Origin of the sequence: Neolewinella maritima, from assembly GCF_923081025.1 — a bacterium.
GTDB lineage: Bacteria > Bacteroidota > Bacteroidia > Chitinophagales > Saprospiraceae > Neolewinella > Neolewinella maritima.
The window spans coordinates 40,503-58,661 of the sequence record NZ_CAKLPZ010000007.1 but is presented as its reverse complement, the minus strand read 5'-3'; the positions used below and the strand labels follow the sequence as shown (position 1 = coordinate 58,661).

Sequence of the window (18,159 nt, the reverse complement as noted above, 5' to 3'; positions counted from 1 at the left end):
ACACACGCAACGTTCGCCTAGCAATGACCTTTCCGGGCTACGAAGACCACGATGAAATCAAGAAGAACTTCAAGACCGTAGAACAAGCCGCTACCGAGGGTAAGCGCATTGTAGACTACACCTTCCTCATAGCCGCACAGAAAGAACTAGCGGCCAAAGAAGCCACCGATGGGATTTAGCCTAACCAACCTATTCCAGCCCACCTACGACCGGTCCAAGGACGCCAGCCTGGAACTCGCCATGGAGGTAGACGGCCACAGGCTGTACAAGTACCGCTCGATCAACCACCTACCCCTGCTACGCGAAACGGTGGTACGGGTGGGCTACGTGAAAATGGAGTGTGGGGTCAGGCCGGAAGACAGCCTAACGTTCTGTAAGATGCAGTCCGATGCCTTCAATGCCGGGAACGTCACCGAGGCCACCCAACTCCTAGGCTTCTACCAGCGTCAGGTACAGGAGTTCGGTAGCCAACGTGCCGCCCTGGAGATCGGCGGGTATGCTGTACTGGTAGACGATGAGCAGCACCACGAAACGACGCAGGACTACAATGAACTCAAGGCCCGACTGTGTGAGAAGTACAGCACGGTACGCCTTTTTTTTTTGAGCGAGAGCGTTGGTTACGTGACGGCCTTGAACAGTTCTATCGAAGCCTCATTGCTGATGGGACAGTTGACCGACCCGACCCGGCAGCAGAGAGAAAGGGAATTTTTGAGGTCGATCCGGCAGCCCTTGTGCGACGGGTTGTGGACGGTGCTAACGCCACCGCCATCTGGTTGGCAAAGGAAGTTGGCGGCTATACTTCAAAAGACATAATGGCGATGCCGCTGAGTGAGTATGCCGCCCTGCTGCGGTATGAGGTAAAGCGCGCTAAAGATATGGAAGCGGCTCGGGCGGAGGCGCAACGGAGAGCCAAGCGGTAAAGTGCGTATCTTTGGGGATAAGGGAGCGAAGCCAACGCAGGCTTCAGTATGGCGACAATCGCCCGGGATAACATCATCATTCGCTTCATTGCGGAGAGTGCCACCTTTGAACGGGAACGGCGCAAGCTACTTCAGCAGACCAAAGCAGAGGCCGAAACCGCAGCACGTACTACCGGCGGCTTCTTTTCGCGTATTGCCGAAACTGCCGGGGGGTTCCTGACGGCTAACCTCATTCAGGGGGCCATTAGTGGGCTGGGCGCATTGGGGGGTAAGGCGTTACAGCTCTCCAAGGACTACGAACAGACCAAGATCAGTTTTGAGGTACTGACCGGCTCGATTACCGAGGCAGTGGGCCTACTGGAACGCCTGGACAAGTTCAGCCTGGAAACGCCCTTCGAGCCGACGCAAATCAACAACGCGGCAAAGACCCTGCTGGGTTTTGGCCGGTCGGTGCAGGACGTGGAAGAGGATATTCGCCTGATCGGTAACGCGAGTGCCGCCACGGGTGCGGACCTGGAGAACTTAGCCGTTATTTTCGGTCAGGTCGCAGGGGTGAACAAGCTGGGCGGGCAGGACGCGCTACAACTCATCAACGCCGGTATTCCGGTTTACGATCTACTGGCCACTACGCTGGGTAAGTCTACCGCCGAACTCAAGGAATTACAGAGCCAGGGTAAGATCACCTTTCAGGATCTACGCGATGCCTTTGAGGACGCCGGAGAAGCGGGCGGTAAGTTCGAGGGCGCACTCATCAAGCAGTCCACCACCTTCGCCGGTCTAACGTCAACGGCTAAGGGCGCATTTGATAGCATCCTGCGTAATGGAGCAGATGCCCTATTGCCCCTCATTCGGCAGATCCTCCCGCCGCTCATCGAAGGGCTGTTCAAGGTCGTAGAGGTCGTTAAAAGTGCCGCTGAACCCCTAAGCCGGGTACTAGTGGGAACCTTCCAGACGTTCTCCGAAATCATTCAGCCCATCGTTACGGCGGTGCGCTCGTTCTTTAATCGCTTCACCGAGGGGACTACTTCGATAAGTGCGTTCCAGCCGGTGCTCAACTTCCTGGCCCGCACGTTCTCCGTGGTGGCTACCGTGCTGGGTTTTGTCATCGACGGACTAGGCGCGTTCTTCGATGCCCTACGCAACAGCGCAGAACTTAACTCCTTCATTGCCGCCGTCAGCAGAGTGCCGCAACAGTTCGGGGGCATTATCCGCGTCATCGAACAACTGCCCCAAATCGTTAGGGACGCCTTCGGATCGGCCAAGCAATCGGTGGCTGACTTCGCGGAGGACTTGGTGACCATCCTCGACCCCCGCAACCTGTACGACGTGTTCGTGGGCAATACCTCCTTCGCTGACCTGTTTGCCGAAAACGAAGCCAGCCGGTTAGCTGCTTTGGAAAATGGCACCCGGCAGCAGTACAAGGGGCTGGGCAGGTCCGTAGCCGACGCCTATAACGAGGGCTATGCAGAGATCGAGGGGATTACCGTAGAGATCCCAGAACCCGACGCAGGAGACACCGCAGCCGCTACCGCAGCAGGTCGGGAAGTAGGCAAAGCCGTAGGGGAGGGGATCAACAAGGGCGTGAAGGAAACCTTTGCCCCCATCAACTCGCTGGCCGGACTGAAGGAGCAGGTGAGTAGCCTGGAAAAGATTCTCGCCACTATTGCTGACCCCACGGGCGACGGCATTGAGCAGCTACGGCAGGCCATTGACGACATTACCAAGCAGGAGGATGAACTAGCGCGCATTGACCGGCTCATTGCTCGAATGAAGGGAGAAGAGGTTACGATTGCCGTCACCCCCCTGACGGAGGACTACGAATCGGCCCTGGATAAGGTGCTCATCAAGACCACCAAGACCCTAGAAGCCTACGAAGCCCCGCCCCTGACCACGAGCCGCAAGGACCGGGAAGAACAGCGGGCAGCAGCCGAGGCCGAAGCCGTAGAAGCCATTAGCCTAGCGCGTGACCTATCCCTGCAACTCATCGACATAGCCGTACAGCGCAAGGACGCCGAGATAGCCGCCAGCCAGGGTCGTTTGTCCGAACTATCGAGCCTAGCCGAAGACGGCAACGCAGAGCAGCTACAACTGGAGCGGGAGCGATTAAGCAAACTGCAACTAGAGCGCGAGAAAGCGGTACGGCAAAAGCAGCAGCTCGCCGCCGTAGAGATCGCCGTAAATACCGCCGTCAGCGCATCCGAAAGTATCCGGGCCATTACCGAAGCCTTTGCTATTGGAAACATCCCCCTAGGCATTGCCACTGCTGCAAGCCTAGCCCTGACCGTAGGAGCCACCGTGCTGACCATTACCCAGGCGTTTGGGGATCTACCGTCCTTCCGCGTAGGTACGGAACGCTTCGACCCCACCGCACCGGACGGGGACGGGGGAGCACTAGCCGTCCTGCACCGGGGGGAGCGGGTACTTACCGCAGAGCAGAACGCGCCCTTATTGGGGTGGGGGGTACGCAACGACGAAGTACCTCACCTTGTCGGTATGGCACTAGGCCATATCGCGCCCCCACAGCCGGTCTACGCCGTTTCTAGCCCCAACGTGGATATGTCGGGCGTAGAGGGCCGGTTAGCGTCACAGGAGAGCCTGACCAAAGAACTGATCCGCTACGTACGCGGCATGGGCACCAACGTAGTCATCGACGAACGCGGGGTGCGTAAGCTCGGCGACGTGGCTGCCCGTCACGCAGCGCGCAAAGCAAAACTTAGAAACTAGATATGTCAGAACACTTTTGCTGCATTGCCAGCCCCAAGACCAACCCCAACATTCAACGCGCCGTAGGGGTGCGCGGCAAGTACTGGAAACCGGGTCAGAGCATCCGTATCGCCTTCGTGGGAGGAGATGAGGCCCAACGTGCGTTCGTGCGTCGTCACTGCGTAGCGTGGACCGAGTTTGCCAACCTGACCTTCGTGTTCACGCCTGATGCTTCGATCGCTGAGGTACGCATTGCCTTTAACGAGGGGCAGGGGTCGCGGTCCTACCTGGGCCGGGATGCGCTCAACATTCCGGTACAGTACGAAACGATGAACTTCGGGTGGTTAGATGAGGCCGTCGTGCTCCACGAGTTCGGTCACATGCTGGGCCTAGCGCACGAACACCAAAACCCCAACGAGCCAATCCAGTGGGATAAAGACAGGGTGTACGCCGATCTAAGTCAGGCACCCAACTATTGGGATAAGGCGACCATCGACCACAACATCTTTAAAGCCTATGAGCTAGGGGCGGTGGACTCCTCCCCCTTGGACAAGGACAGCATCATGCTCTATCAGGTGCCTAGCCGGTGGACGTTGAACGGCTTCTCTGCTGGGTTCAATACCGCGCTATCCGAGGTAGACAAGGCGTTTGTAGCCCGCATCTATCCCGGTAAAACATCGGGGCTTACCGTAGACCTAGAGGGCGTCTTTACCCGGCGCAAGGACATTGCCAAGCTACCGGAGCGGGTGGTCGTAGCTCTGGGGGAGCGGCTTCGCCTGCCGGTGGACGTGGCCCTGCTGAAGCGGGAGAATGTGGATATGGTGGCTGCTGCGCTGGGGGTGGGTTAGTGCCGCCCAAGAAAAAGCCGGAGAGCCCACCATAGCCCGAAGAGCAGAGCAAGGACAATGCCAGCGATAATGCCAAGGAAGAAGAGTAGGTATTCCATGTAGCTAAGATACAATTTCCCTATCTTTACAGTCCAAACCCAATTCAGGGGATCGCAGGGTAGCAATTCGTTTTACGTTGCACTACCCTGCTTTTACGATAAGCCCTTAGTTTAACGAAAACAACTTCCCCACAAGTGCCGAAACGTTGAACGGGCTTGATGGCATGGAGATTTCGGTAGCGGTGGTTGGTTGTGCATAACTGGCTACCTCACAAACCGGAAGGGTTTATAAGCCCCTGCCCATTCATGACGGGCGGGGCTTATCTTTGGGGTATGGAAAAGACCACCCGCACCAACGCCGATATAGTAGCCCTGAACGAGGAGTATGACGAAGTGCGTATGGACCTTTATTATACGTCCGAGTTGCATAGACTTTCGTCATTATCCGTTTATGCCGGGTCCGAGGTGTGGGAGAATTTTTGCGAAAACTACATATACCCCAATGGGTACGAACTAGAAGACGAGCACGTACTTCAGGCGGCCAACGTTCCAATAACCTTCCTCCAAAAGGTAGGCGAAGCAAAGGAGTTCTGCAACCCCACCCGCACTCAAGATATAGCCTTCCTACACGCCCTAGCAGATATTGGCCGACGGTGGAAGATCGCCATGGATAACCTTATGGCGTTGCCGGAGGAGGAGCCTACTTCAACGCCTTAGTCCGAATAACATCCAGCTCCTTGCCGGTATTGTACTGCTTGACCTGACTGCTGAGTGTGAACAGGTCGATCACGGCACCGATACCCGCAACCCCGCCGGTGAACATCCACAGAAAGCCGGTCCCCCATTTGCCGAGGTAAAAGCGGTGAAAGCCAAGGATGCCGAAGATGCCGATAAGCCAGAGAACGAGTGCGGTAGTGGTAGACTTCATGGGTTAAGTTGTTGTCCCCAAGGAAAGGCGTATCTTTGACATTGTTGTAGCGGGCGATGCTATTTCACGCAAAATTAACCGAATACTACTCGATAAGGTCGAATATGGCGCACAGGGACTGGATGCCCTGGGCCTCACCTTTGGGTTGAACCGCAAGGACCGCACGGTAGGTTTGACGACTTCAGCGGGCCTAGTATTCACCGGTGCGGGCTACGATATGCTCCGCGCTAAGTTCTTCACCGGCTCCTGTCAGGACGAACGGCAGACGGTTGCCGCAGAAGTCTACCTCGAATCGTGTAAGCAGTGGTTTAGCTTCGTGCTGTCCAAAAAAGGGCTAACCTATTGCTCGGATGCGTGTACCATTTCCGCCGACCTGGAAACAGACAGCGACGAACTACGCGCCTACCGCTACCTGAAGGAAACCATCTTTTGGAAGAACGGCTTTGTCGAAGCCTACACCCATCCCAAGGTGTATTACTGCAACCAGCCGGGCTTTGTCCAGTACGCCCTAATGATTTACTTCCGGGTCATGCTGCCCATGTTGGTGGTCATTACCTCGATCTCTAAGGTGGTGCGTACCATCTGCAAGGTGGTCAGCTTCGGAACCGGAAAGTGTGACCTTGGCCCCATTGGCGACATTGATATATGCGCCATTTACGAATACATCGGCGGCTGTGGCCAGTTTGCCCCCTCCCCCCGGGTACTGGACATTCTTACCTTCCACGCCGATAAGGCCGGGTTACAACTCGTTAGCCCCATCTTTACCGAACTACCCTACGCCAATACCGTGCTGTTCCAGTTGCAGTACGAGGGCGGGGTCAGAGATCCAGCCGTGAACTGGCTGGATGCGAACGGGGCCAACCTGACTACCCTGCAACTGCTGGACCTGCTACGCCCCGCCTTCAACCTGGACTACCTCATTACCCCCACTAGGCTCATCGTAGACCGAAAGGACAAACTAGACGCCTACCGCACTAGCCTGGGAGCGGTAGAGGGCGTGTGCTTCACCTTTGCCGAAACCGAACCGTGTGCCTTCGGGGACTACTCCTACACCGATGACCAGATGGACCGGCAGGGTAACCGCCTGCGCTCCAATTACGATGACGTCATTGAGTTCAACCCGGAGAACGCGGAGTGGAAGACCGGTAAGTGTGAAACGCCGGTAAAGTTTGGCCGCGCTAGGTTTCAGTTCGACCAACGGGGCTTCGACAAGGCAGACGACGTACCCGGTGGAGATCGGGAGGGGTTCTTGGGTGACAACTTCATTGACCGCTTTCGTACGACGAACCGCTACAATGTGTTTGGCTGCCGGGATGACCGCAGGGAACGCGACCTGCTGCTGTCCAACGATCAGGCCAGCCAGCTCAAACTACTAGTGCTAGAGCCGGAGTACAACCCCCTGGATGCCTACACCATTCGCCGCCAAATCGGGCAGCGCGACGGCCTGACGTTCTACGCCTATAATTACCCCATGTACTTTGCTGAATCCGAACCGGAGGGGCTGTGGCAAAACTTCCACTTCATCGACCACCCCGACCGGGGAGGACGCCCCATGTATTCGGCCGACGAAGCCACCCTGCCGTATAGCTGCGAGTTGGTGGCGTCCATTAAACAGGCTGAGGGTGGGTACACTGTACTTACTGAATTAGGCGTAGCGGAGGTAGAAGAGATCGAGATAGAAGACTGCACCATTACCCTTAAAAACCTGACCGTACGATGCTCACCCGCGTAGGCACCCCTTCCCCCCTGCAAGTTGCCGCCGGGCAGTACGTCACCGTATCGTTGCAGGTGCAGTCTGACCGTGACCTGACCGGGCAGGTGCTCCGGCTCAACCCGGCCACCTTTTCCACCCTGTCCCCTCCGGCAGGGGTGACGGACGTGTATTCCCTGGTTTACCCCACCGCGCCCGGCACCTACCCCATGCAGTTGGACGGACCTGCGGTGTGGGGTCGCCATCGGGTAGAGATCACCGTACTATCCCCCCGCTCGTTCCGCCTGACGCTAGGCTTCATTGCTACGTCCCTAACGGGCTTTATCGGCGGTGCTACGGCCCCCAATCCGGCCCAACCGTTTACCCCCTACGCTTCGACTGATTCAGCCGTGGGCCTACACCTACGCGCCGGGAGCGACGAACTAACCACCTACGTGCCGGTGGCGCTGCGCCCGTTCTGCGGGGGGTCGGATGTGGAGTTCGTCTTTTCTACGCGCAAGACCGAGGGCAGGCAGCGCATTACCGCCAAGATCAATCCCAAGGCAAACTCCGATGTGTTCGTCGGCGTGTACCGCACCCGGGGAGCTACCGGAGGACGTGGCGTGGTAGCTGACATTGACCTACACTACGCAAAGGCGGGCAGCTCGACGCCGCAGGATGTGGACGGGCTACCGCGAACGGCGTTCATTAAAGCACTCCGCTACGACCCCAGCAGCGGGACGGACGGCGGTAAATCGCTCATCTACATTGACCTGGATACTGACTATGCCGAGGTGGACTACCGGGTGTACGTCGTGTACAACAATGGGGAAGGCTGGGAGTCTTGCGTCAGTCAGGCCAAGCCCGCCCCGGAGCTGCCCGTCATTGCCGGGGACATTAGCTACTCCCTCGATGACGGCACGACGGAATACACCGAAGGCTGCCTAACTAGCATCCCTCCCTGCAAGTCGTTTGCCGTCACGGTTCGGATGGATGCGGCCAGCTACCGGGCCGCGCTCACCGCTGCCGGACTAGACGGCGACATGACCGACTACTTCCGGGGCGTATCGGTTACCCGGCAGGCGTCCTTTACCGGCCTCCCCTCCGGTCCTGCGCTGCTGGTTAGCCAGGGCATTGACGTGAATGGAGCTTTCGCCACGGTACAGCACGAGGTAGACCCCGGAACCACCTTCCTGGTCTTCGCCTTCCGGTTCAAGCTGCCCACTGAATCCCAGGTGGTGTACTGCCCGGTGCAACTCTCTGCGGTGGACTACGGGCAGCTCATCGCCCCGGACAAGGTGTGCGCCGAACAGGCTGAGGCGCTACGTATTGACCTACCCGCCGCCCTGCCCGATGGGCGCGTAGTGGTCACGCAGTACGACCGGGCCGGACAGTACGAGGCCGGGCAGGGTGTGGTCACCGATGGAACCGCTATCGAGATCGACCCCACGACTATTCCCCTGGGTACGTCGCGCTGCTACGAGGTTTGCGTAGAACAGAATGTACCGGCAGCCCAACCCTGTACCTGCGACTGTGGCTGCGTAAATGTCTACTTCCAGGTAAAGCCCAATAGCGACGGGCAGACCTACACCTATACCGTAGGCGTGAACCGGCCCGACCTGCTAGCGTCCAAGATCAAGACGCTCAACGGCGGCGGGCAGACCGTCACAGGACAGGCGCGTATTACCGGCACCGGCACCATTCGGGGAGCCAGCTACGGAGATCCCCAGGACGTGTACCTGTCGGCGGTCGTGACGCTAGAGGACGGCTGTGTGTTCCGTAGCCCCCTACAAACCCTAAGTCCGGCTAATGGAGATGATGTACCCAACCTGAAGCTGTGCGAGGCCACCTGCGACTGTGCTGACGTGCCTCCCCCACCGCCGGAGTGTGATAACTTCGCAAGCATTACCCATGCGTGTACCGATGATGGGGTACTGACCATTGAGCATACGCAGGACTTCTCCGCTACCGTAGCTACGGACGTTATTGAGTGTAGCCTCAATGGGCAGACGTGGGGCGCGTGTCAGGCCAGCTACTCTACTCCGGTACGGGTGCGGCGGCGCGTCACGTTTACCGAAGCCTGCCCACCGATCGCGCTAGACTACCAAGCCGCGTGTGAGGTGCAAGCCGACTGCCTGAATACGGCTGACCTGGAACTGGAGCAGACCGATACTGCCCTTACCCTGACGGTGGTAGGCGACTACTCCAGCCAAGCGGTAACCGAAACGGCCTACTACTCCCTCAACGGGGGGAAGACCTTTGAAGACTACACGGGGCCGGTAACGATCACCGGATCAGAGGACATTCGCGCCTACGCTGTTGTGCGCTTCGGGGATGGCTGCCCCACTATTACCACCCCCATACAGTCCGGGGCCGGGCAGCTCAATACGGCTGACCCCTTCGTAGCCTACTGCGATGAGGCCGGAGAAACAACCGGCTACGCGGCGGTCAGCTTTGCCGACGGCCTACCCCAAACCACCTACTTCGATAATAAGCTACGTCAGCAGGCCAGCCCCCCGGCCGGCAGCCCCTGCGAAGCTTTTGCCCCTTGCTCAACCTGCTAACCTATGCCTGACTTCGATACCTTTCAGCGGGGCGGCGTTGCCCAGACCGGCGATGCCAGCTTCGTACGTGCGCGCGCTGCCACGATCAGCCCCCAGGGGTGTACCGACCTAGGCGGAGTAGCCTACCGGCTCTGTCTGCCCCCGCGTCTGCTATGTGACGCTGCTGTACTATCCGGGCTACTGGTGGAACAAGGGGAGGCGTGGTGCAACACCTGTCAGGTAGATAGCCCCTACGCTATTCCCTACGTGTCCGGCGATACCATTCAGGTTCAAACGCAGTTCTTCGACAGTTACAATGCAGAGCCTAAAGACCCGCAGTCCGGCTTTGGCTCGTTCGTGCGCGCCTTTGTGACCGATGGGGTAGTGCGACAGGAGATCACCACCGGTATGGTCGCCTATGGGTGCGGGAAGTCCTTTCAGATCCTGGCCGTGGACACTAGTACGGTCACCCTGGACTGCTGGGTAGTTGAACTGACGGCCTACAACGCAGACGGCACGGAGCGGCGCACCATTCAGACGCAGCAGTTTAAGCGCGTACCGGATACACAAGCCGGTCAGACCTTCACTATACGGGGTAGGGGTAAGGGCATGGACTGTTACGGCAATTGCTACACTGCCCCGACTGCCTACGTGGGGGAGTTGATCGAATACGACAACACCCTGCGCTTCTACGGCACCGTACGCGATACGGGCGGCAACTTCGACGCCGGAGGGCTGAACGGCGGCTACTTTGCCACCAAGACCATTGAGAACTACCGGCTGTCACTAGCCGAACGCATCCCGCCCTTCGCTAAGAACCTGCTACTGAAGGTGCTTCTAGCGGCCCCGGAAGTGGTCATTAATGGCGAGGTATACGACCTGGATCAGTTCAAAGTGGACAATGAAGTGAAGGATGGCACCATGTTTCTGTTTGGCGTGGACTTGGAGCGTAAGTGTGGGGGAGGGTGCTAGTACGGCACAACTAAAAAATAGTCCGTATCTTTACCAACGTTGGGAGCGCCAAGCATTATGGATGCCGCGCAACATTGTATTACTGAAGTCCGCTAAGGGTCCGCTCGAAATTACCGAAGCGGCCTGGAAGAACGCCCGTTCCGAATACGAGGCGTTGGGTTACTCACAGGCTACCGCCGCTGAAGTGACCGAGCACACCGGAGCCGAAGCAGCCCCGGACGAAGCAGCCCAAGAGGAGGCTAAGGCACCCACCAAGAAAAGCAAGGCGAAAAGTGGAAAGTAAGAACAGCGTCGGGGGCGATGCTCTTAACCCCACCCACCTATGATTACTGCTCTTTGTGGAACGGCTTGCGGCGTCACCGACGGCAAACCCATTCCATCCTACCGTGCCTTCTGTGACGGTGATACGTTCCGCGAATATGGTAACCCCTACTTCGCCCTCATCGACTGTAACGTCAATATCGCTGACATTACCGACCTAGTGGCTGTACAGGCTCTGGTTGACGATGGCAGCATTGTCCTTAGCCCACGGGGTAAGATCGACATTACCGCTCCGACTTCTACCACCGTCCGTATTGACGACTGTGTAGGGGACGTGAGCGTGTCCAACACCTACTCAGTGGCCTACTCCACCTACCAGACCAAGAAGTACGTGCAGGGCGAAGATACCGACGCCGACTACTTCGCTGACCTGCTGGCACGGCACCGCAATTACCGTCTGTTTTGGTTCGACTGTGACGAGTACATCTACGCAACGGACGAGTACGTGGACTTCATCAAAGACCCCGCTACGGCTGCTGCCCCTACGGGTAACCCCGGCTTCGCGTTCACCGTGTCCACCGTTCCCCACCCCGTACGTGGTGAAGGAGATCGGGTACGCTGGGAGACTACCTTCCAGATCAAGGTCAGCGGTAACGAGATCATCCGCTACGCCTACCTGCCCGGCCTGTTTGCCAAACTGACTGCTAAGACCGAAGAAGTCCCTGCATAATTGACCCTCACCCAACTCATCCGCGATAAGACGTTCCTGCGTACGGACCCCGTAACCCCCTACCGGGAGGCGGTGCGTACGCAGGCTATGCGCCATACCCAGCGGCGGGTAGCGGGCGAGGTGGTAGACCTTATCCGGCAGCGTCGCCCCCACGAATCGGAGGAGATCAAGCAGTACCGGGCCGACAATGAGCGGCAGATTACCCGCGCGGGAGTGGAACAGTTCTCCTCCAAAGTGAGCCGCATTATTTCCAATGGCCTGACCATTAACGGGCGGTCAGAGGAATTGCAGGAATACCTGGACGGTAAGCCGTTCTACGATACCGGCAACTACTACGACCTGGAGGGCTACCTGTACGACGTGCTGCTTCCTATGGCCTGGGAAGATCCTAACCTGCTTGCCGTAGCCTTTCCCTATAACCCCCTACGCCCGGAGATTGCGCCCAACAACGCAGTCGTGGACGGCGGGTTAGCGGAGGATGAACGGCTGGGCATTATCCCCCGCGTGGTCCGGCCCACCTACTGCGATGACGACCTGTTCGTCTTCGAGGGCGGGGAGCGGGAAATCATGGTCGGAGAGCAGAAGACGTACGAAACCTACTACTTCTGTGCCGATGCGACGTTCTGGTATACACTCGAACCTTCGTGGCGCATTAAGGATGAGGCCGGAGGGCGCGAGCTAGTCTACACGGCTAAGGTGTGGTATCGCTGGGACTTGGGTAAAAGCCCGGTTAACTACCTGCCGGGGCAGAGCAAGACCACGGACAAGGGCAAATACCGCGAATCGTTCCTGCTGCCCTACTATACGCTGGCTGACGAAGTGATTGGCGCGTTCTCGGACAACCAAGCGGTGCGGGTGCGCTTTCACCACCCCATTGTATCCATTGCCGAGGCTCCCTGCTATAATGCGTCGTGCAACCATGGCCACGTAAAGGTAGACGGTAAGAAGACCACCTGTGGTGTCTGTCACGGCACGAATAAGGTATTGCTGCCCAGCCCTTACGGAACGATAGTTAAGCCCAAGAAGCAGGGCATGGAGGACAAGTCAGCCGGGCAATCTGCCCTCGACTACCACAGCCCCGACATTGGCATTCTCCAGCTATCGGAAACGACGTGGCGAACGCTGCTGAAGGAAGCCCGTCAAACGATCGGTCTGGACCTACTGGACGGCACCGGCGTAGAGAGCGGACGGGCCAAAGACCTTCGCCTGGAAGACCTGCACGACCTGCTGACCAAGATCGGTATGAGTGTAGGCGTGTGTGCAGTACAGCTCTGTGAACAGCTCGAAGCGTTGCGGCAGCGTGACCCCGGACAGCGCAGCGAAATGACGGCCCACCAGCCCCCTAGCTACCGCATCCTGGAAGCAAGTGAGCTAAAGGAGTACGCCGAAGAAGCCCTGTTTGAGGACCGATACGCGGCCCGCATGGCCTACTACGAGCACAAGTACCGGGGGCAGCAGCAGCGTATTAGCCTGTATGAGTTGGCGTTATCCATTGCCCCGGCCATCCTGCTCAACGAAGAGGAGATCCAAAACCGGTTAGCTGCCGGATCACTGACCCGCGAAGACATCCTGCGACGCGACTACTCCATTGCAGTACTGGAACGCCTACTACGTGAAAAGGTGAACATGGAGAAGCTGGGAGAGGAAGAGGCACGTAAGGCCGTGACTGACTACCTCAACAACATGGGCCTGTTAACCTCAGCAGTGCCACTACCCGCTGCCAATGCCGCTTAAAGACGACACCACCCGAAAGTTTAAGCTGGTCAATGCAGCGACCGATGTATTCCTGTCGGCCATTCAGCGCGCCGAACGCTTCGTGTATGGCTACGTGCGGGACTTCCTCGACACGCTGCCCAGGGAGAGTGGCCGGCTTGTTTCCGGCCCGGTCAACCTAGCGCAGCTCAACCGGCTGGAAAGCCCCCTGCTTAATTTCCTAGCCGGTCGGGACGGTATCGGGTCTGCGCTGCCGGACTACCTGCAAAACTTCGATGAGGTCGAACGGCTCAACCGGGCGATCTACTCCGGCTACCTGCCCGCAGAAGATGCCCTACGCATTAGCCGTATGGCCTTTACCCCCGAACGCACCTTCCTGGTTGATAGCGTAACCCAGGGCGTGACCGAACGTGCCGCCCTACGCATCAATCTAGTGAACCCCATTCGCAAGGTGCTGTACGCCGGAATCACCTTTCGTCAGCCCATCAAGACGGTACAGGCTAACCTACGTGACGAACTAGTGACCCAGGCCGGGTCTTCCTCCCGGCTACTGCGCTACACCCGCCAAATCACCCAGGACGCTATAAGTCAGTTTGACGGGGCTATTAATGACCGTATCCGGGATGACCTGGAACTGGACGGCATGTACTACGTGGGTAGCCTCATCAAGACGAGCCGCGACAACTGCGAAGAGCTAGTGCGCGGGTCCGGCCGGTTTGCTGACCTAGCCATTAAGCCGGGGCTATTCCGCGTGAAGGATATTCCCAAGATCGTAGATCGCGCCAAAGGGCGGAGCGGATGGAACGAAGCCTGTACCGCCGAAACCTTTGCCCAGTTCCGGGGCGGGTATGGTTGCCGTCACGAAACGTACTACGTGCGCCTGGATGATGAGGTAGGGACCGAAAAACTTATAAAAGCTACTGACTGATGCCAAAGACTAAGAAGCGTTCCTACAAGATTCCCCTGTTCCCTGCTGGTAGGCTTTACGTGCTGTTTGGTAAGTCGTTTGCCAAAATAGCCAAGGAAGAGAACCTAAACGGAGCATACAAGGACCACGCCGCCGGGGTATGGGTTTGGGAGGGGGACTATTACGTAGGTTTTGGCCTTGACGAATTTAGTATCCCGATTATCGCACACGAAGCGGTACACGTTGCCAACAATATCCTGGACCATGTAGGGGTGAAGGCAGATCACAACAACGACGAAACGCTAGCCTATATGGTGAGCTGGGTAGTAGGCAAGGTGCTGGACGCGCAACATGATCTAAAGGTAGGGGCGATGAAACAGCAGGGTAAATGATAACCGGCTACGTCATCGGCCTACTGGTATCGCTGCTCATCCAACGCTACTACACCTCCCCGGACAAGCAGACCAAATGGCACTACGTGGTCCTGGTGTGGACCTATATCGTGTTCGCTGTGCTCTACGAGTGGGTTAAATCACATTTTTGATATGCTCCACGCCCGATCTTCCTCCCATACCTGCGACCGCGCTACAAAACCCTTACGCCTCATGGTGGGTACACTTCCCGGCAATACATCTGCCTATCAGGGGCGCGGGGTACGTGGCCTGTATGAATTGCGCGTAGACCCCGATGCTACGCCGGGCCAAGTACAGGCGGCCGCTGCCCTAGCTGCTGACTACCTAGCTGCCACCCCTGACGCGAAGGAGCACCTCACCGGCTGGGTACGCGACTGCATCGAAAATAGCCTAGCCATTGTCAACGCGCCCGAACCCTTTGACTTCCACCGTATGATCGACAAGATCCGCGCAGATAGTCAATAAGTTGGCCCCTACCAACTATTAGTGTGAAAAAGTGTAAATTTGTTTTATGTTACTACTCGACGAACAAAGCGGTAAGGCCATTGAAGGACTAACCGAATCCTACATGCAGATGCTGGCGCGCGCTAACCCCGCCCGCTACCAACTCGCAGAGGAGGAGAAGCCCAAGCAGGCCGCCACCAAGAAAGCCACCAAAGAAGATCCTCCGGCAGACCCTGAACCCACCCCAGCCGACACCCAAGACGCCCCGGAAGACAAGCCCGCCCCCAAGAAGCGCGGGCGGCGTCCGAACCGCACTAAAACCACTAAAAGCGAATAATGAAAGAACTAGAAAAACTGGCCCTTGAACTAGGAGCCACCCCCGACTTCATCGCCAAGCTGACGGCAGAGGACAAGCCCGAAGGCTTCGATGCCACCGCAGAGATCAAGCAGTTTGCTAAGGAACGCGAGGCGTTCACGGTCGAAAAGCACACCAAGGCCATTCAGGACGCCTACGAAGAAAGCGAGAAGGGCAAGCGGTACGCCGCTACCGTCACGCCCCTGGTCAACAAGCTGACCAAGGCGTTCAACCTCGACAAGGCGGAGGTCGAAGGTAAGGACATTAAGGACGTGATCGCCCTGGCTGCTTCTAAGCAGGAAGAGGCAGTAAGCAAGGCTACCAGCGCCACGGACGCCGAACTACGCGCCCAGCTTCAGGAGTACAAGGACAAGTACGTAGGGGCAGAGGAGCGCATTTCCACCATGGAAGCAGAGCTGCCCGCGAAGAAGGCCGAACTCGAAAAGAGCTATGCCGAACGCGACGATGCCCGCGAGATTGACAAGTACCTCATGGGGTTTGTGTCTTCTGACAAGTTTAAGGACGCGAAGGACATTGGCGACCCGTCCGACGTGCTCAAAGTGTACATGGACCGGCTAGGCTACAAGTTGGCAGTCGATCGGGCGAATCCTGATAAGCCCGTAGTAAAGATGCTGTCAGCAGACGGCACGACCGCCCTGACCCTAGATGGTAAGCACAAGATTGAAAACCCCGCCGACGGCCTACTTGCTATCGCCCGCGCTAAGAAGATGTTCCCGGAGCACAACGGCGGACGTGGTGACGACCCCAACCCCAACGAGCGCGTCATTGGCGGCAAGAAAATCAATACCGGTGGTGCGTCCTTCCTCAGTGAAGCACTCGCTGCGCAGTAACCCCCGACATGCCAAGCACAACGAACGACAAAGGAGGTAGCGTTACAATAGTTGACGTAGAGTACGTAGCGTATTCAGGCACTGTAACCGCGCCTGCCCTTACTATCGGGGATAAGGTAATTGCTAACGAAGCGATGATAGCGTACTGCCGGAGCCGGACTCCCGGCAATATTGCAGGCGAGGGGTACATCCGCGAGAATAATCCCGCAGAGCCTTTCCTTGCAGTCTTTCAAAAGGCTGACATAGATGGATCTTTCTTTGCCACCCCCGTAGACCGACAAGGCCTGTCTATCAATTCTTCTGAAACAGGTGCACGCGTATCAATCCTCGGCGAGGCTATTAGCACATAAAATAACGTCCCCCTCATATTCATGGCGTCTTTTTACCCACCCCACTTTTAGTAGGGTGGGTTTTTTTGTTTGAAGTTTTCCAACTGTAATTGTAAAACTTGTTGTATATTTGTTGTACAGATGCGAAGAGCGTCTAGCCCGGCGGGGCATACCAATCAATACGTGCCATAGGGCTTATAGGTGCCTACCCAAACCTCGATTAAGGAATAGGGAGCGATCTAACCCATCGTAAAATTGGCACAACGCGCAACCGCAGCAGAACAATGCTGCCTCAAAACTGAAGTTACCCTGGCAAGTATTGCCGGTGGTCTGTACACTAACCTCCAACGCAACGGCCGCACCTTTGGGTCTGCCGCCGCCGTGCTGGATAACGCTGGCCGCAGCATCAATGACGTCATGAACGTCCGCAAGGCCAGCCCCACTGCTACCAATGGCGTCAAGTACGACGTAAAGTACCGCAAGCCCGTCTGTGGCGAATCGGCTACTGACGACGTATCCTTCGACTGTGAAACCCCGGCTAAGGCCCTCGAAGAGTTCGGCTACAACGAGTTCTACTTCGACGACTACGTAGCCGAAGAGTTTAGCCTGTCGGCAGACGACTACGACCTCAACTGTGAAGATCCTTCGCAGGCCCTGGCCCGCATCCTGGCGACCAAGGCCGAGAGCATGATTACCAAGTTCAACCGCAAGGTAGCGGCCAAGCTGGTAGCCCGTGCTGGATCGACCTTCGCCGGAACGGATGCCACGAGCGTTACCCCCGCTAAACTGAAGCTGTTCAAGCCCCTGGCTGACGGTTCCAGTGTTCCCCAGCCCACCGGCCTGTACGACCTGTCCTACGACTACATGCGGATGAACCCCATGGGAGGTCAGCAGCCCGTACTGATCGGTTCCACCAAGGCCATCGGTGCGTTCTCTGCCACCTCCGGCCTGTACGACGGCAACGTGGACGGCCTGGACGTGAACGACTTCCGCAACAACCTGTCGGGTGCCTACATGGACTACTCCCTGCCTACGACCCTGGCCGGAAGTCCCGCCCTCAACCCCATCATCTCCTTCCTGCCCGGTGCGGTGGAGCTGGTGGAGTTCTACCGCTTCGACAACCCTAGCCACCGCATCGTTGACGGAGGCCGCGTCGTATGGCTTCCCGAACCCATCCGGGGCAGTGGCACCATGCTACGCCAGAAGGTAGACATCGGTACGCCCGTCATCGGTCGCCCCTTCATCGTAGACATGCAAGTGCGCTACGACGAATGTACCAACACCATCTCCTACAAGATGCGTAAGGAGTTCGACATCTGGACCATTCCCCAGGACGCTTTCTGTGAAGGCACCACCTGGAATTACATCCAACTCTGGGATGCGGTCTGTGAGGCGTACAACTGCATCGACGTAGTGGGTGAGCCTGCTCCTGAGCCTGCTGCCTAAGACCTAATTTTTTCACTTTTCGCCCCCAACCCGGCGGGGATGGGCTAGTCCCATCCCCGTTTTTTATT

At 57.6% G+C, this 18,159-nt stretch carries 19 protein-coding genes; 18 read left to right on the top strand and 1 reads right to left on the bottom strand.

Annotation, left to right across the window (positions count from 1 at the left end; all coding sequences use genetic code 11):
* Positions 1-23 precede the first annotated feature (23 nt).
* From MJQ68_RS17790 to MJQ68_RS17770, 5 genes are all read left to right on the top strand, one after another.
* Positions 24-179 (top strand): hypothetical protein, encoded by a 156-nt coding sequence (locus MJQ68_RS17790; RefSeq protein ID WP_238752519.1) that lies wholly within the window; start codon positions 24-26, stop codon positions 177-179.
* On the top strand, positions 169-813 hold the full coding sequence (locus MJQ68_RS17785; protein ID WP_238752518.1) for a hypothetical protein: 645 nt from the start codon (positions 169-171) through the stop codon (positions 811-813). Before MJQ68_RS17790 ends, MJQ68_RS17785 begins: the two co-directional genes overlap by 11 nt.
* Before the next feature lie 155 nt (positions 814-968).
* On the top strand, positions 969-3,644 hold the full coding sequence (locus tag MJQ68_RS17780) for a tape measure protein (protein ID WP_238752517.1): 2,676 nt from the start codon (positions 969-971) through the stop codon (positions 3,642-3,644).
* A gap of 2 nt (positions 3,645-3,646) precedes the next feature.
* Entirely contained in the window at positions 3,647-4,471 is an 825-nt protein-coding gene (locus MJQ68_RS17775; protein WP_238752516.1) for a M12 family metallopeptidase, read from the top strand.
* Positions 4,472-4,842: 371 nt separating this feature from the next.
* Positions 4,843-5,226 (top strand): hypothetical protein, encoded by a 384-nt coding sequence (locus MJQ68_RS17770; protein WP_238752515.1) that lies wholly within the window; start codon positions 4,843-4,845, stop codon positions 5,224-5,226.
* Here MJQ68_RS17770 and MJQ68_RS17765 read toward each other — a convergent pair.
* Complete coding sequence (locus MJQ68_RS17765) at positions 5,210-5,437, bottom strand: NINE protein (RefSeq protein WP_238752514.1); 228 nt, start codon at positions 5,435-5,437, stop codon at positions 5,210-5,212. The two genes, MJQ68_RS17770 and MJQ68_RS17765, sit on opposite strands and share 17 nt — an antisense overlap.
* Before the next feature lie 145 nt (positions 5,438-5,582).
* Between MJQ68_RS17765 and MJQ68_RS17760 the strand changes: the two genes are divergently transcribed.
* From MJQ68_RS17760 to MJQ68_RS17700, 13 genes are all read left to right on the top strand, one after another.
* Positions 5,583-7,169, top strand: coding sequence for a hypothetical protein (locus MJQ68_RS17760; protein ID WP_238752513.1), 1,587 nt, complete (start codon positions 5,583-5,585; stop codon positions 7,167-7,169).
* Positions 7,154-9,691, top strand: a complete 2,538-nt coding sequence (locus MJQ68_RS17755) for a hypothetical protein (RefSeq protein ID WP_238752512.1) — start codon at positions 7,154-7,156, stop codon at positions 9,689-9,691. Before MJQ68_RS17760 ends, MJQ68_RS17755 begins: the two co-directional genes overlap by 16 nt.
* Before the next feature lie 3 nt (positions 9,692-9,694).
* On the top strand, positions 9,695-10,642 hold the full coding sequence (locus tag MJQ68_RS17750; RefSeq protein WP_238752511.1) for a hypothetical protein: 948 nt from the start codon (positions 9,695-9,697) through the stop codon (positions 10,640-10,642).
* Between the two features lie 61 nt (positions 10,643-10,703).
* A complete protein-coding gene (locus tag MJQ68_RS17745) occupies positions 10,704-10,925 on the top strand; it encodes a hypothetical protein (protein WP_238752510.1) in 222 nt (73 codons plus the stop codon).
* Positions 10,926-10,964: 39 nt separating this feature from the next.
* A complete protein-coding gene (locus MJQ68_RS17740) occupies positions 10,965-11,633 on the top strand; it encodes a hypothetical protein (protein ID WP_238752509.1) in 669 nt (222 codons plus the stop codon).
* A complete protein-coding gene (locus MJQ68_RS17735) occupies positions 11,634-13,367 on the top strand; it encodes a hypothetical protein (protein ID WP_238752508.1) in 1,734 nt (577 codons plus the stop codon).
* Positions 13,357-14,274 carry a hypothetical protein gene (locus tag MJQ68_RS17730; protein ID WP_238752507.1) on the top strand — a complete coding sequence of 306 codons (918 nt, stop codon included), beginning with the start codon at positions 13,357-13,359 and terminating at the stop codon, positions 14,272-14,274. Before MJQ68_RS17735 ends, MJQ68_RS17730 begins: the two co-directional genes overlap by 11 nt.
* On the top strand, positions 14,274-14,645 hold the full coding sequence (locus tag MJQ68_RS17725) for a hypothetical protein (protein WP_238752506.1): 372 nt from the start codon (positions 14,274-14,276) through the stop codon (positions 14,643-14,645). The genes MJQ68_RS17730 and MJQ68_RS17725 overlap by 1 nt, the downstream gene beginning before the upstream one ends.
* Positions 14,642-14,797, top strand: coding sequence for a hypothetical protein (locus MJQ68_RS17720; RefSeq protein WP_238752505.1), 156 nt, complete (start codon positions 14,642-14,644; stop codon positions 14,795-14,797). Before MJQ68_RS17725 ends, MJQ68_RS17720 begins: the two co-directional genes overlap by 4 nt.
* Positions 14,798-14,858: 61 nt before the next feature.
* Positions 14,859-15,131, top strand: a complete 273-nt coding sequence (locus tag MJQ68_RS17715; RefSeq protein ID WP_238752504.1) for a hypothetical protein — start codon at positions 14,859-14,861, stop codon at positions 15,129-15,131.
* 46 nt (positions 15,132-15,177) lie between these two features.
* Complete coding sequence (locus tag MJQ68_RS17710) at positions 15,178-15,447, top strand: hypothetical protein (RefSeq protein WP_238752503.1); 270 nt, start codon at positions 15,178-15,180, stop codon at positions 15,445-15,447.
* Positions 15,447-16,316 carry a V-type ATP synthase subunit I domain-containing protein gene (locus MJQ68_RS17705; protein WP_238752502.1) on the top strand — a complete coding sequence of 290 codons (870 nt, stop codon included), beginning with the start codon at positions 15,447-15,449 and terminating at the stop codon, positions 16,314-16,316. The genes MJQ68_RS17710 and MJQ68_RS17705 overlap by 1 nt, the downstream gene beginning before the upstream one ends.
* A 584-nt stretch (positions 16,317-16,900) precedes the next feature.
* Positions 16,901-18,091 carry a hypothetical protein gene (locus tag MJQ68_RS17700; protein ID WP_238752501.1) on the top strand — a complete coding sequence of 397 codons (1,191 nt, stop codon included), beginning with the start codon at positions 16,901-16,903 and terminating at the stop codon, positions 18,089-18,091.
* Positions 18,092-18,159 lie beyond the last annotated feature (68 nt).

Bases quoted from the DNA above. Each gene is read 5' to 3' on its own strand.
- MJQ68_RS17790 (WP_238752519.1), top strand. From the start codon at position 24: ATGACCTTTCCGGGCTACGAAGACCACGATGAAATCAAGAAGAACTTC.
- MJQ68_RS17785 (WP_238752518.1), top strand. From the start codon at position 169: ATGGGATTTAGCCTAACCAACCTATTCCAGCCCACCTACGACCGGTCC.
- MJQ68_RS17780 (WP_238752517.1), top strand. From the start codon at position 969: ATGGCGACAATCGCCCGGGATAACATCATCATTCGCTTCATTGCGGAG.
- MJQ68_RS17775 (WP_238752516.1), top strand. From the start codon at position 3,647: ATGTCAGAACACTTTTGCTGCATTGCCAGCCCCAAGACCAACCCCAAC.
- MJQ68_RS17770 (WP_238752515.1), top strand. From the start codon at position 4,843: ATGGAAAAGACCACCCGCACCAACGCCGATATAGTAGCCCTGAACGAG.
- MJQ68_RS17765 (WP_238752514.1), bottom strand. From the start codon at position 5,437: ATGAAGTCTACCACTACCGCACTCGTTCTCTGGCTTATCGGCATCTTC.
- MJQ68_RS17755 (WP_238752512.1), top strand. From the start codon at position 7,154: ATGCTCACCCGCGTAGGCACCCCTTCCCCCCTGCAAGTTGCCGCCGGG.
- MJQ68_RS17750 (WP_238752511.1), top strand. From the start codon at position 9,695: ATGCCTGACTTCGATACCTTTCAGCGGGGCGGCGTTGCCCAGACCGGC.
- MJQ68_RS17745 (WP_238752510.1), top strand. From the start codon at position 10,704: ATGCCGCGCAACATTGTATTACTGAAGTCCGCTAAGGGTCCGCTCGAA.
- MJQ68_RS17740 (WP_238752509.1), top strand. From the start codon at position 10,965: ATGATTACTGCTCTTTGTGGAACGGCTTGCGGCGTCACCGACGGCAAA.
- MJQ68_RS17730 (WP_238752507.1), top strand. From the start codon at position 13,357: ATGCCGCTTAAAGACGACACCACCCGAAAGTTTAAGCTGGTCAATGCA.
- MJQ68_RS17725 (WP_238752506.1), top strand. From the start codon at position 14,274: ATGCCAAAGACTAAGAAGCGTTCCTACAAGATTCCCCTGTTCCCTGCT.
- MJQ68_RS17720 (WP_238752505.1), top strand. From the start codon at position 14,642: ATGATAACCGGCTACGTCATCGGCCTACTGGTATCGCTGCTCATCCAA.
- MJQ68_RS17715 (WP_238752504.1), top strand. From the start codon at position 14,859: ATGGTGGGTACACTTCCCGGCAATACATCTGCCTATCAGGGGCGCGGG.
- MJQ68_RS17710 (WP_238752503.1), top strand. From the start codon at position 15,178: ATGTTACTACTCGACGAACAAAGCGGTAAGGCCATTGAAGGACTAACC.
- MJQ68_RS17705 (WP_238752502.1), top strand. From the start codon at position 15,447: ATGAAAGAACTAGAAAAACTGGCCCTTGAACTAGGAGCCACCCCCGAC.